This window comes from Allobosea sp. TND4EK4 (assembly GCF_900156025.1).
Classification (GTDB): domain Bacteria; phylum Pseudomonadota; class Alphaproteobacteria; order Rhizobiales; family Beijerinckiaceae; genus Allobosea.
Genome location: NZ_FTMO01000001.1, coordinates 608,748 through 621,406 on the forward strand (window position 1 = coordinate 608,748; position 12,659 = coordinate 621,406).

The 12,659-nt window shown below is 67.9% G+C and carries 11 protein-coding genes; 10 read left to right on the forward strand and 1 reads right to left on the reverse strand.

Annotated elements, in window-relative coordinates:
* Positions 1 to 52 precede the first annotated feature (52 nt).
* From xdhA to BW981_RS03060, 10 genes are all read left to right on the forward strand, one after another.
* On the forward strand, positions 53 to 1,588 hold the full coding sequence (xdhA, locus tag BW981_RS03015) for a xanthine dehydrogenase small subunit (RefSeq protein WP_076436063.1): 1,536 nt from the start codon (positions 53 to 55) through the stop codon (positions 1,586 to 1,588).
* Positions 1,581 to 3,923 (forward strand): xanthine dehydrogenase molybdopterin binding subunit, encoded by a 2,343-nt coding sequence (gene xdhB, locus BW981_RS03020; protein ID WP_076436065.1) that lies wholly within the window; start codon positions 1,581 to 1,583, stop codon positions 3,921 to 3,923. The genes xdhA and xdhB overlap by 8 nt, the downstream gene beginning before the upstream one ends.
* The gene (xdhC, locus tag BW981_RS03025; RefSeq protein WP_076436067.1) at positions 3,920 to 4,762 is read left to right on the forward strand and encodes a xanthine dehydrogenase accessory protein XdhC; all 843 of its coding nucleotides are present in this window, start codon (positions 3,920 to 3,922) and stop codon (positions 4,760 to 4,762) included. The genes xdhB and xdhC overlap by 4 nt, the downstream gene beginning before the upstream one ends.
* Positions 4,746 to 6,302 (forward strand): ABC transporter ATP-binding protein, encoded by a 1,557-nt coding sequence (locus BW981_RS03030; protein ID WP_244560198.1) that lies wholly within the window; start codon positions 4,746 to 4,748, stop codon positions 6,300 to 6,302. Before xdhC ends, BW981_RS03030 begins: the two co-directional genes overlap by 17 nt.
* A complete protein-coding gene (locus BW981_RS03035; RefSeq protein WP_076436773.1) occupies positions 6,295 to 7,362 on the forward strand; it encodes an ABC transporter permease in 1,068 nt (355 codons plus the stop codon). Before BW981_RS03030 ends, BW981_RS03035 begins: the two co-directional genes overlap by 8 nt.
* Entirely contained in the window at positions 7,359 to 8,282 is a 924-nt protein-coding gene (locus BW981_RS03040) for an ABC transporter permease (protein WP_076436770.1), read from the forward strand. Before BW981_RS03035 ends, BW981_RS03040 begins: the two co-directional genes overlap by 4 nt.
* A 32-nt stretch (positions 8,283 to 8,314) precedes the next feature.
* Positions 8,315 to 9,394, forward strand: coding sequence for a BMP family ABC transporter substrate-binding protein (locus BW981_RS03045; protein ID WP_083712106.1), 1,080 nt, complete (start codon positions 8,315 to 8,317; stop codon positions 9,392 to 9,394).
* Positions 9,336 to 9,950: an HU family DNA-binding protein gene (locus BW981_RS23585; protein WP_175624028.1), complete on the forward strand. Its 615-nt coding sequence runs from the start codon at positions 9,336 to 9,338 to the stop codon at positions 9,948 to 9,950. Before BW981_RS03045 ends, BW981_RS23585 begins: the two co-directional genes overlap by 59 nt.
* Positions 9,951 to 10,184: 234 nt before the next feature.
* Positions 10,185 to 11,360, forward strand: a complete 1,176-nt coding sequence (locus BW981_RS03055; RefSeq protein WP_076436070.1) for a vWA domain-containing protein — start codon at positions 10,185 to 10,187, stop codon at positions 11,358 to 11,360.
* Positions 11,361 to 11,406: 46 nt separating this feature from the next.
* On the forward strand, positions 11,407 to 12,003 hold the full coding sequence (locus tag BW981_RS03060; protein WP_076436071.1) for a hypothetical protein: 597 nt from the start codon (positions 11,407 to 11,409) through the stop codon (positions 12,001 to 12,003).
* 42 nt (positions 12,004 to 12,045) lie between these two features.
* Here BW981_RS03060 and BW981_RS03065 read toward each other — a convergent pair whose 3' ends face one another.
* Positions 12,046 to 12,471 carry a universal stress protein gene (locus BW981_RS03065; RefSeq protein WP_076436073.1) on the reverse strand — a complete coding sequence of 142 codons (426 nt, stop codon included), beginning with the start codon at positions 12,469 to 12,471 and terminating at the stop codon, positions 12,046 to 12,048.
* Positions 12,472 to 12,659: the final 188 nt, after the last annotated feature.

Consider the following 12,659-nt stretch of genomic DNA (forward strand, 5'->3'; position numbering starts at 1 on the left):
TGCACCAAATCAAAGCTTCCGGCCAAGCGCGGATCATGCCTAATCTGCGGGCATGCCCCTGAGTGCCCGCCATTCCGACGTCGCGACTTCCGGTTCTCTCCGCAGCACATTGCGCTTCCTGCTCGGCGACGAGCTCATCGAGATCGCACGCTGCGACCCGACGCTGACGGTGCTCGACTGGCTGCGCCTGGAGAAGCGCATGACGGGCACCAAGGAGGGTTGCGCCGAAGGGGATTGCGGCGCCTGCACGGTCCTGGTGGGCCGGCTCGACCGCGGCGAGCTGCGTTACGAGGCGATCAACGCCTGCATCCGCTTCCTGCCCACGCTGGACGGGTGCCAGCTTCTGACCGTCGAGCATTTGAAGGACGAGGCAGGCGATCTGCATCCGGTGCAGCGTGCGATGGTGGAATGCCATGGCTCCCAGTGCGGCTTCTGCACGCCCGGCTTCGTGATGTCGCTCGTCGCGCTCCGGCTGAACGAGGCCGCGCCGAGCGTGGCGCGTCTCGAGGATGCGCTGGCCGGCAATCTCTGTCGCTGCACGGGGTATGAGCCGATTATCGCCGCCGGCCGGCGCATGGGTGAGATCGCACCACGCGATGCCGATCGCCTCCTGCGCGACCGGGAGGTCGTGGCAGGGCGTCTGGCCGCCCTGAGCGATGCCGAGACACTGGCGCTGGACGGCGAACGGGGCCGATTCTACGCGCCGGCGACGGTCGAGGCACTGGCCGTGCTCGTCGCGGACCACCCGCAGGCGACGCTGGTCGCCGGCGCCACGGATGTCGGGCTCTGGGTCACCAAGCAGATGAAGCGGCTCGACACCGTGATCCATCCCGGCCGTATCGAGGCCCTGCGCGTGATCACGGACGCTGGCGATCATCTGCGCTTCGGCGCGATGGCGAGCCATGTCGATGTGCGCGAAGCCCTCGCCCCCCTCTCCCCGCAGCTCGACGAGATGATGCGCCGCTTCGGCGGCGAGCAGGTGCGCAATGCAGGCACGATCGGCGGCAATATCGCAAACGGCTCGCCGATCGGCGACCTGCCGCCCGCGCTGATCGCGCTCGGCGCGACGCTGGTGCTGGCCCGGAATGGCAGAGCGGGCCTCGAACGCCGCTCGATCCCGCTCGAGAGCTTCTTCCTCGATTATCGCAAGCAGGATCGCCGGCCAGGCGAATTCGTCGAGGCGGTTATGGTGCCGAAGCTGGCGCCAGAGATGCCGTTCCACGTCTCGAAGGTCTCCAAGCGCTTCGACGAGGATATTTCGGCCGTTTGCGGCGCGTTCCGGCTGACACTCGCCGGGGACGGCCTCATTGCGGAGGCACGTCTCGCCTATGGCGGCCTGGCTGGCATCCCCAAACGGGCCAAGGCGGCGGAGGCGGCGTTGACCGGCCAGGTTTTCGACGAGGCGGCCGTCAGCGCCGCCATCGCCACCCTTTCGCAGGACTTCACGCCGCTCGACGACATGCGCGCCTCAGCCGCCTACCGGCTCAAGGTCGCAGGCAATCTGCTGCGACGCTTTCTGATCGAGACGCGCGCGCCCGGTACGGGTACGCGGGTCGCCGGGCTGCTGGCGGAGGCTGCCCATGGCTGATGCCCGCCGCAAGCTCGACATCGTCGGCGAACCGGCCCTGGTCGGCAGCCCCCGCATCCACGATTCGGCGCTGAAGCATGTCGCGGGCGAAGCCGTCTATATCGACGACGTTGCTGCGCCCGAAGGGCTGCTCCACGCCTATCTCGGGACCGCCGCCATCGCTTGCGGGCGGCTGCTCTCGCTCGATCTGTCCGAGGTTGCGGCGGCGCCCGGCGTCGTCGCGGTGCTGACGGCAGCCGACATTCCCGGCGCCAACGACATCTCCTCGACGCATCGGCATGACGAGCCGGTCTTCGCGACCGATCGCATCCTGTTCCACGGCCAGCCGCTCTTTGCCGTCGTTGCCGGGACGCGCGAGCAGGCCCGGCGTGCCGCGACGTTGGCGAAGGCCGAGTATGCGGAAGAGCCAGCCCTGATCGACATCGCCGCCGCGCATGCGGCCGGCGGCGCGCTGGTCACCGCGCCCTTGACGCTCCGGCGCGGAGACGTCGCCGCTGCCATGGCCGCCAGCCCTCGCCGGCTCAAAGGCGCGATGACGATCGGCGGGCAGGAGCATTTCTATCTGGAGGGCCAGATCGCGCTGGCCACCCCCGGCGAGGACGAGGACATGCAGGTGCTGGTCTCGACCCAGCACCCTTCGGAAGTCCAGCACATGGTCGCAGCCGTGCTCGGCGTCGGCTCGCATGCGGTGACGGTCGAGGTCCGGCGCATGGGGGGCGGCTTCGGCGGCAAGGAAACGCAGGCCAATCTCTTCGCCTGCGTCGCCGCGCTTTGCGCCCGCAGGCTGAAGCGGCCGGTGAAGCTCCGGCCCGACCGCGACGATGACATGGTTCTCACCGGCAAGCGCCACGATTTCGTCGTCGATTACGAGATCGGCTTCGACGACGAAGGCCGCATCCATGCTGTCGATGCCGTCTATGCCGCGCGCTGCGGCTGGAACGCCGACCTGTCGGGGCCGGTGACCGACCGGGCGCTCTTCCACATGGACAATTGCTATTTCTATCCGGCAGTGCACGCCCGCTCCGAGCCCCTCTTCACCAACACCTGCTCCAACACCGCCTTTCGTGGCTTCGGCGGGCCACAAGGCATGGTCGGGGCCGAGCGCCTGATCGAGGAGGTCGCCTTCGCCACCGGGCTCGACCCGGTGGAGGTGCGCAAGCGCAACCTCTATGGCGGGGTTGGCCGCGACCTCACGCCCTATCACCAGACGGTCGAGGACAATATCGCCGCCGAGGTGATCACCGAGCTGGCGCGGCGCTGCGACTATCAGGCGCGCAAGGCAGCGATCCGCCAGGCCAATGCGAAGAGCCCTATCATCAAGCGCGGCATTGCGCTGACGCCCGTGAAGTTCGGCATCTCCTTCACCGCGACCTGGTTCAACCAGGCCGGCGCGCTGGTGCATGTCTATACCGACGGCACGGTTTCGCTGAACCATGGCGGCACCGAGATGGGGCAAGGGCTCTACATCAAGGTGGCGCAGGTGGTGGCGCAGGCCTTCGGCATCGGGCTCGATCAGGTCAAGATCACCGCGACGACCACCGGCAAGGTGCCCAACACCTCGGCAACGGCCGCCTCCTCCGGCTCCGATCTCAACGGCATGGCGGCGCTCGATGCCTGCGAGACGATCAAGACGAGGCTCACCGAGTTCGCCGCGAAGCACTGGCAGGAGCGGCCGGAGGAGGTGGCCTTCCTGCCGGGCCGTGTGAAGGTCGGCGCCCGCGAGATCGGCTTCAGGGATCTGGTCGCCGCAGCCTATCTGGCGCGGGTCCAGCTTTCAGCGACCGGCTTCTATGCCACTCCCAAGATCCATTGGGACCGCCAGGCGGGGCGCGGCCATCCATTCTATTATTTCGCCTATGGCGCGGCGGCGGCCGAAGTCGCGATCGACACGCTGACGGGCGAATACAAGGTCGAGCGCGTCGATATCCTCCATGACTGCGGGCAGTCCCTGAATCCGGCCATCGACAAGGGCCAGATCGAAGGCGGCTTCGTGCAGGGCATGGGCTGGCTGACCACCGAGGAGCTCGCCTGGGACGCGAAGGGCCGGCTCTCGACGCACGCCCCCTCGACCTACAAAATCCCCGTCGCGTCCGACCGGCCGCGCATCTTCAACGTGCATCTGCTGGAGAACGCCCCGAACCGCGAGCCGACGATCCACCGCTCCAAGGCCGTCGGGGAGCCGCCGCTGATGCTGGCGATCTCGGTGCTGCATGCGTTGTCCGATGCGGTGGCGAGCGTCGGGAACCACCGGATCTGTCCGAGGCTGGACGCGCCAGCGACACCGGAGCGCGTGCTGGACGCGGTCGACCGCGTGCGGGCGGAGGCGAACTTGTGAGCCTCTCCGCTTTCCTCACTGACCGTCTCGGCGAAGGCGCCATCCTCGTTACTCTCGCCCGCGTCGAGGGCTCCACGCCCCGCGAAGCCGGCGCCTGCATGGCAGTCGGCCACGGTGCCACCGCCGGAACCATCGGCGGCGGGCAGCTCGAATTTCACTGCATCGACATCGCCCGGCAGATGCTGAGCGAAGGCCTCCGCGACCAGAGCCTCGATATTCCGCTCGGCCCGCAGATGGGCCAGTGCTGCGGGGGCCGGGTCAGGGTCTCGCTGAAGCGTGTCTTGCCGGCCGATGCGGCACTGATCGCCGCCCGCGAGAAGGCGCAGGCAGAGATGCGCCCGGCCGTTCTGGTCTTCGGCGCCGGCCATACCGGGCGGGCGCTGGCGTCGGCCCTTGCGCCCCTGCCCTTCCGGATCTGCCTGATCGACGATCGCGACGACGTCTTGAGCGGGTTGCCGCCGGCCGTGACCTGCATCCGCATGGCCGATCCGGTGGAGGCGGTCGCGGACGCGACGGCCGGTGCCGCCTTCGTCATTCTGACCCACAGCCACGCGCTCGACTACCGGCTCGCCGAGGCTGCACTGGCGCGCGGCGATGCCGCCTATGTCGGCATGATCGGCTCGGCCACCAAGCGGGCGCGGTTCGAATCCGGCTTCCTGCGGTCTGGCGGCAGAGAAGCGACGCTCGCTCGCCTCACCTGCCCGATCGGCGGTTGCGATGTGGACGACAAGCGTCCGGAGGTGATCGCGGCCTTGACGGCGGCTGAGCTGGTGCGTTGCTTGCTTGGCCGCTCGCACCCGGCCAGACGGAGACAGGTCCACGATGAACCAGCCGCGTGAGCAGGAGATGCCGCCGCGGCTGGCGCTCGCCCATATCTCGAAGAGCTTCCCGGGCGTCAAAGCGAACGAGGATATCAGCCTGAGCGTCCGTCCGGGCGAAATCCATGCGCTTCTCGGCGAGAACGGCGCCGGCAAATCGACGCTGGTCAAGATCATCTACGGCGTCCAGCAGGCCGACGAGGGCACGATTGCCTGGAACGGAACGCCCGTCTCGATCCCCTCGCCCAAGGCCGCGCGCAAGCTCGGCATCGGCATGGTGTTCCAGCATTTCTCGCTGTTCGACGCGATGACGGTGATCGAGAACATCGCGCTCGGGCTCGACGAGGCGGTGGACCGCGAGACGCTGAAGCGCGAGGTCGCCGGCGTCCTGCAATCCTACTCGCTGCCGCTCGATCCGGAGCGGGAGGTGCATACGCTCTCGGTCGGTGAGCGCCAACGCATCGAGATCGTCCGCTGCCTGCTGCAGAAGCCGAAGCTGCTGATCATGGACGAGCCGACCTCGGTGCTGACGCCGCAGGAGGTGGAGCGGCTGTTCGCGACGCTGCGCCAGATCGCGTCCGAGGGCTGCGCGATCCTCTACATTTCGCACAAGCTGCACGAGATCAAGGCGCTCTGCGATAGCGCCACCATCCTGCGCGCCGGGCGCGTGGTCGCGACCTGCGACCCGAAGGCCGAGACCACCAAGCGGATGGCCGAACTGATGATCGGCGCGGAGTTGCGCAAGATCGAGCATGGCACGCAAACGCAAGCCGGGGCAGCGCGGCTGGCGGTCAACGGGCTTTCGTTGCCAGGCGATCCGCCCTTCGGAACCGACCTGCGCGAGGTGTCGTTCGAGGCGCGCGCCGGAGAAATCCTCGGCATCGCCGGGGTCGCCGGCAACGGACAGGCCGAACTGCTGACGGCGCTTTCGGGGGAGCGGCTCGCGGAGCGACCGGAGGCGGTCCGGCTCGACGGCAAGGCCGTCGGACGCGAGGATGCGGGCGCGCGCCGGGCCCTCGGCCTCGCCTGCGTGCCGGAGGAGCGCAACGGCCATGCCGCCGTGCCGGATTTCTCGCTCGCCGACAACGGCATCCTGACCGCGCGGCACCGGCTGCCACTGGCACCGCACGGCCTCATCAGCGGCGGCGCCGTGCGCCGCTTCGCGGACGGCGTGATCAAGCTCTTCGACGTCCGTACCACCGGGAATGCGGCCACGGCCCGCTCGCTCTCGGGCGGCAACCTGCAGAAGTTCATCATGGGTCGCGAGATCGGGCAGGCGCCGGCCGTGCTCGTCGTCGCCCAGCCGACCTGGGGCGTCGATGCCGGCGCCGCCGCCGCGATCCGCCAGCAGCTCGTCGATCTTGCCGCCAAGGGCTCGGCCGTCGTCGTCATTTCGCAGGATCTCGACGAGCTTCTGGAGCTGGCCGACCGACTCTGCGTCATCAATGAGGGGCGGCTCTCGGCGCCGCGCCCGGTCGCCAGCCTGGGCATCGACGAGATCGGGCTGATGATGGGCGGGGTGCATGGGGCCGCGGACGGCGTGGAGGCGGCCCATGCTTGAGTGGCGCCCCCGCCGCGAGCCGAGCCGGCTGATGCGGGCCTTGAGCCCGCTGATCGCCATAGCCCTGACCATGCTGCTCGGCATGATCGTCTTCACCGCCATGGGTTATGACGGCTTCCATGCGGTCGGGAGCATCTTCGTCACGCCCTTCGCCGAGCCGCAGCGCTGGGCTGATATCGGCGTGAAAGCAGCGCCGCTGGTGATGATCGCGATCGGGCTGGCCATCGGCTTCCGGGCCAATGTCTGGAACATCGGCGCCGAGGGCCAATACATCATGGGCGCGGTCGCCGGCACGGGCGTCGCGCTCGCGACCTACGACATGACAGGCTGGTGGATCCTGCCCGCCATGGCGCTGGCCGGAATCCTCGGCGGCATGGCCTGGGCGGCGATCCCGGCGCTGCTGCGAGTCCGCTTGCAGGTCAGCGAGATCCTGACAAGCCTGATGCTGACCTATGTCGCGGTGCAGCTCCTGTATTTTCTGGTGCGCGGGCCGTGGAAGGACCCGGACGGCTTCAATTTTCCGCAAACGCGGATGTTCACGGCGGACCAGACGCTGCCCACGATGATGGAGGGGTCGCTCGTCCATCTCGGGATTCCCGTGGCGCTGCTCATTGCCCTCGTCGCCTGGCTGCTGATGGAGAAGACCACCGCCGGCTATGCGGTGAAGGTGGTCGGCCTCGCCCCCGCAGCGGCGCGCCATGGCGGCTTCAGCGCGGCCCGCACCACCTGGGCGACGATGCTGCTGAGCGGCGGGCTTGCCGGCCTTGCCGGGCTGTTCGAGGCCGCCGGCCCCTTCGGCCAGCTCACACCGCAGTTTCCGGTCGGCTACGGCTTCACCGCGATCATCGTCGCGTTCCTCGGGCGGCTCGACCCGCTCGGCATCGTCTTTGGCGGCATCGTGCTGGCAGCCACCTATGTCGGCGGCGAGATCGCCCAATCGACGATTCGCCTGCCGCAGGCGGCCACCGGCATGTTCCAGGCGCTGCTGCTGTTCATGCTGCTCGCAACGGATGTGCTGGTGCGCTGGCGCCTCGTGTGGAAGCGGAGGGCGGCGCCATGACCAGCGCCATCCTCGTCTCCATTGTCATGACACTGGTCGCCGCCTCGACGCCGCTGCTGCTGGCGGCGCTCGGCGAGCTCGTCGCGGAGAAGACGGGCGTCCTCAACCTCGGTGTCGAGGGCATGATGCTGTGCGGCGCGGTCGCGGGCTTCGCCGTCGCCTTTTCGACGGGCAGCACGGGTCTCGGCCTGCTCGCCGCGGCGCTGGCCGGCATGGCCGCTTCGATGGTCTTCGCTGTGCTGGCCCTGTCGCTCGCGGCCAATCAGGTCGCCACGGGTCTTGCGCTCACCATCTTCGGCATCGGCGCCTCCTCGCTGATCGGCGCAGGCTTCGTCGGCCGCACGATCCCACGGCTGGGCCCGGTCTTTCCCCCCGCGCTCTCGGAGCATCCCTGGCTGCGGATGATCTTCGGCCACGACATCCTGGTCTATCTCTCGCTGGCGCTCGTTCTGGGCGTGAGCCTTTTCCTCCGCCGGACCCGGCCAGGGCTGATCCTGCGCGCGGTCGGCGAGAACGACGCCTCGGCGCATGCGATCGGATACCCCGTCATCGCCATCCGCTATGCGGCGGTGGCCTTCGGCGGCGCGCTGGCGGGGCTCGGCGGCGCCTATTTCTCGCTGGCGCTGACGCCGATGTGGGCCGAGCGGCTGACCGCCGGGCGCGGCTGGATCGCGCTGGCGCTGGTCGTCTTCTCGGCCTGGAAGCCGGGGCGGCTGCTGCTCGGCGCCTATCTGTTCGGAGCGGTGATGACGCTGGAGCTGCAGGCGAAAGCCGCCGGGATCAGCTGGCTCGCGCCCGAGGTGCTGGCGATGGCGCCCTATCTTGCGACGGTCGCCGTTCTGACCATGATGTCACTCGGACGACGGAGCGGGCGCCTCGACGCGCCGGCCTGCCTCGGAAAACCCTTCTCGGCCTCGTAGAGGTCTGCAACGCGATCAACGGGAGAGACCCCATGACCAGCATCATCACCCGCCGCAAGCTGACATTCGGCGCGGCCGCCGCCTCGACCCTGCCGCTGCTGGGGCGCGGCGCCTCGGCGCAATCGCCGCTCGGCGTCGGCTTCGTCTATGTCGGGCCGATCGGCGACCATGGCTACACCTGGACGCATGATCAGGGCCGCCTCGCGATCGAGAAGGAATACGGCTCCAAGATCAAGACGAGCTTCCTGGAGAATGTCGCCGAGGGTCCGGACGCCGCGCGCGCCATCCGCCAGCTCGCCCAGGCCGGCAACCAGCTGATCTTCACGACCTCCTTCGGCTTCATGAATCCGACGATCCAGGTCGCCAAGCAGTTCCCGAAGATCCATTTCGAGCATGCGACCGGCTATATGCGCGCGCCGAACGTCGCGACCTACAATGCCCGCTTCTACGAAGGGCGCGCCGTGATCGGGACCATTGCCGGGCATATGTCGAAATCGGGCCAGGCGGGCTATGTCGCCTCCTTCCCGATCCCCGAGGTGGTGATGGGCATCAACGCCTTCCATCTCGCCGCGCGCAAGGTGAACCCGAACTTCAAGACCAAGGTCGTCTGGTGCTCGACCTGGTACGACCCCGCCAAGGAGGCCGACGCCGCCAAGGCGCTGATCGACCAGGGCGCGGACATGATCACCCAGCACACCGATTCAGCGGCTCCGCTGCAGGCGGCCGAGCAGCGCGGCGTCTACGCCTTCGGGCAGGCCTCGGACATGAAGGCCTTCGCGCCCAAGGCGCATCTCTCGGCGATCGTCGACGACTGGTCGGGCTACTACATCAAGCGCGTCAAGGAGACGATGGACGGCAACTGGAAGACCGGCGACGTCTGGGGCGGCATCAAGGAGGGCTTCGTCAAGCTCGCGCCTTACAACGACGCGGTGACGCCGGAGGCGCGCAAGGCTGCGGACGCGATCCGCGACGGCATCGCGTCCGGCAAGCTCCACCCCTTCACGGGCGAATTGAAGGACCAGAAGGGAGAGGTGCGGGTCAAGGCGGGTGAGCATGCCTCCGACGAGATGCTCTCCAAGATGGACTGGTACGTCGACGGCGTGCAGGCCTGATCGACGCATCGTCGGGCGCGCGCAGCCTCGATATCGGCACGGCCGAGGCCACAATTCGGCCGTGCTGGCATCGGAAAGGCGCTTTTCGCACGGTCTGCGGCGGAACTTCGCCGTTTCCTGTGCGTATCTCGCGCCACGGGCATCGTCATTCCGCGGCAACCGTGGCAACTGCGTGAGTTGCGCGCCGCGACAATCCCAGCAACGCGGTCGCTCGTGTGGAAACGGGCATGATCGACCGTCGTCCAGCACGCGACGCCTTCAACACCTTCTCAAGGAGGATCCCATGACCAAGAACGAACTGATCGCCGCGATCGCCGACGAGACCGGCAAGACGAAGGCCGATGTCTCGGCCATCCTCGCCTCTCTCGGCACGACTGTCGCCAAGACGCTGAAGAGCGGCGACGACGTCACCCTCGGCGGCATCGGCAAGTTCTCCGCCGCCAAGCGCGAAGCGCGCGAGGCCCGCAACCCCTCCACCGGCGCCACCATCAAGGTCCCGGCCAAGACGGTCGTGAAGTTCAAGGTCACCAAGGACCTTGCTGACGCCGTGGCGTAAGACCGTATTCGCGTCGCTTCGAGACAAGAGTTTCTCGCAGCTTGCCGAATGAAACGCTCCGTCATCGCGGAAAAGCGGCTCTAGCCGCGTCGATCCGGGATCCATCGTAGAGCGCTGGCGCCCTTCGATGGATCCCGGGGCAAGCCCCGGGATGACGGCGTGTTTCCAGGCCTGGGGCCAAACGTCGACGGGCTGCGCTTGAACCCCGGCGGCCCCGCCTGCACAATGGCAGGCATGTTCCTGCGCCTCTTCACCGATCTCAGAGCCGCCAAGGTCCCGGTGACCCTGCGCGAATATCTGACGCTGCTCGAAGGCGTCGATGCCGACCTCGCCGAGTACAAGGTCGAGGATTTCTATTTTCTCGCGCGCACCGTGCTGGTGAAGGACGAGCGCCATCTCGACAAGTTCGACCGCGTCTTCGCCCAGGTCTTCAAAGGCATGGAGACGCTGCAGCAGGCGATCGACGAGGCGGGCATTCCCGAGGAATGGCTGCGCAAGCTCGCCGAGAAATTCCTGACCGAGGAAGAGCGCAGCCAGATCGAGACGCTCGGCTGGGACAAGCTCTGGGAGACGCTGAAACAGCGCCTGGCGGAGCAGAAGGGCCGCCATCAGGGCGGCAGCAAATGGATCGGCACCGCCGGCACCTCGCCCTTCGGCGCCTATGGCGCGAACCCCGAGGGCATCCGCATCGGCCAGGACACGAACCGCAATTTCCGCGCGGTCAAGGTGTGGGACAAGCGCGAGTTCAAGGATTTCGACGACACGCGCGAGCTTGGCGTACGCAACATGCGCGTCGCGCTGCGCCGCCTACGCCGCTTTGCCCGCACCGGCGCGGCCGAGGAACTCGACCTCGACGGCACGATCTCCGAAACGGCCCGGCACGGCTATCTCGACGTGAAGCTCCGTCCGGAGCGGCGCAACGTCGTGAAGGTGCTGCTCTTCCTCGACGTCGGCGGCTCGATGGACTGGCATATCGAGCTGGCGGAGGAGCTGTTCTCCGCCGCGCGGGCCGAGTTCAAGCATTTCGAGCATTTCTACTTCCATAACTGCCCCTACGAGCGGGTCTGGAAGGAGAACCGGCGCCGGCACGACCAGATCATCCCGACCTGGGAGGTGCTGCGGACCTATCCGGCGGATTATCGCCTGGTCTTCGTCGGGGACGCCTCGATGAGCCCCTACGAAATCGGCATGCCGGGCGGCTCGGTCGAGCACTGGAACGAGGAGGCGGGCGCGGTGTGGATGGAGCGGCTGACGGGCAAGTTCCCGAAATCGGTCTGGCTCAACCCGGTGCAGCCGCATCTGTGGAACTATACCCAGTCGATCCGCCAGATCGGCGGGCTGATGGGTGGCCGGATGTTCCCGCTGACGCTCGACGGGCTGGAAGGGGCGATGCGGGTGCTGGCGCGGTGAAGCCCGCCCCTTGACCGCCGAGCCGGTTCCGGCGGAAGAGCCGGGTATGACCGATCAAGACGACGATCTTCCGCCGCCGAGCTGGCGCCAGCGCCCGAAGCCTGTCGGCTTCGAAATCGCGTACAAGCTGGACGGCGGCGTTCTGGAGATCGACCGGACACGCGCTGTGGACCGCGTCAGGCTGAGCGCGGTGGAAGAGGTGCGCTTCCTCTACGCGCCGGGCAACATTTCATCGAAGGGCTACAAGACACGGTTGCGGCTCAGCGACGGCAGGACCGTCACCTTCGGCAACCTCTCCTGGCGCTCGCTGACGGATATGGAGCGGGACGATGCGCGGTATCACCGCTTCGTCGCGGCGCTCTCGGCCGCGATCCTGCGCGCGAACCCGCGGGTGCGATTCGTCGGCGGCCGGCCGCGCGCGCTCTGGATCGCGACGGCTGCGGTCGGAGCGCTGTCGCTGGGGATGCTCGCCTTCTTCAGCCTCAGCGCCTTCCAGCGCGGCATGACCGGGGCGGGCCTGCTCGGCCTGCTGCTGCTGGCGGCGTCCTATTGGCAGGTCTGGCCGCTGATCAGCCTCAACAAGCCGCGCGACCTCGCGCCCGGCGAGGTGCCGGACGCTCTGGTCCCCGGCCGCCCCCGCTAGAACCCCGGGAAGGCGTGGCCGCTTTCGAATCGCAGCTCCGGCTCAGTGCCTGACGACCAGCACCGAGCATTTGGCCCGGCGTACGATGGCCGAAGCGTTCGAGCCCAGCACATAGGAGAGCATTCCGGGCTCATGGGAGGCGACGATGATGAGGTCGGCGCCCGTGGCCTCGGCCTCGGCCAGCACCTCGCCCTGCACCGACCCCATCAGGACCTTGGCGGAGACTTGCTCGGCCGGAAGCTCGACCTTGGCGGCGATGTCGGCGAGTTGCTTCTCGGCATCCTGCTGCTGCTCGGCATCGAAATCGGCCGGCACGAATTCCATATAGGTCACGGGAACCAGCGAGCGGACATAGACCAGCCGCACGATGCCGTTGGACGCCTTGGCGAAGGTGACGGCCGCCTCGATCGCCGGCTTCGCCATCTCCGGCTCGGCAAGATCGACGGGGACCATGATGGACCGGTACATGACAAGCTCCTCAAGCTGGTTGCTTCAAGCAGTATCGAGATTGCCTGTCCTGGCGCCTTGATCCAACGCAAATCGTGGCTTGCTGAGACAGCCCGTCATCGCGAGCGCCGCGAAACGCTCGAGGAGCACCGGCTGCGACGGTGAGCCCAGCGCTTCTGGATTGCGTCGTCGCTCCGCTCGCCGCTGGA

What these genes read in the sequence shown, in the direction of transcription:
- xdhA (WP_076436063.1), top strand. Translation starts at nt 53, where the DNA reads ATGCCCCTGAGTGCCCGCCATTCCGACGTCGCGACTTCCGGTTCTCTC.
- xdhB (WP_076436065.1), top strand. Translation starts at nt 1,581, where the DNA reads ATGGCTGATGCCCGCCGCAAGCTCGACATCGTCGGCGAACCGGCCCTG.
- BW981_RS03030 (WP_244560198.1), top strand. Translation starts at nt 4,746, where the DNA reads ATGAACCAGCCGCGTGAGCAGGAGATGCCGCCGCGGCTGGCGCTCGCC.
- BW981_RS03035 (WP_076436773.1), top strand. Translation starts at nt 6,295, where the DNA reads ATGCTTGAGTGGCGCCCCCGCCGCGAGCCGAGCCGGCTGATGCGGGCC.
- BW981_RS03040 (WP_076436770.1), top strand. Translation starts at nt 7,359, where the DNA reads ATGACCAGCGCCATCCTCGTCTCCATTGTCATGACACTGGTCGCCGCC.
- BW981_RS03045 (WP_083712106.1), top strand. Translation starts at nt 8,315, where the DNA reads ATGACCAGCATCATCACCCGCCGCAAGCTGACATTCGGCGCGGCCGCC.
- BW981_RS23585 (WP_175624028.1), top strand. Translation starts at nt 9,336, where the DNA reads ATGCCTCCGACGAGATGCTCTCCAAGATGGACTGGTACGTCGACGGCG.
- BW981_RS03055 (WP_076436070.1), top strand. Translation starts at nt 10,185, where the DNA reads ATGTTCCTGCGCCTCTTCACCGATCTCAGAGCCGCCAAGGTCCCGGTG.
- BW981_RS03060 (WP_076436071.1), top strand. Translation starts at nt 11,407, where the DNA reads ATGACCGATCAAGACGACGATCTTCCGCCGCCGAGCTGGCGCCAGCGC.
- BW981_RS03065 (WP_076436073.1), bottom strand. Translation starts at nt 12,471, where the DNA reads ATGTACCGGTCCATCATGGTCCCCGTCGATCTTGCCGAGCCGGAGATG.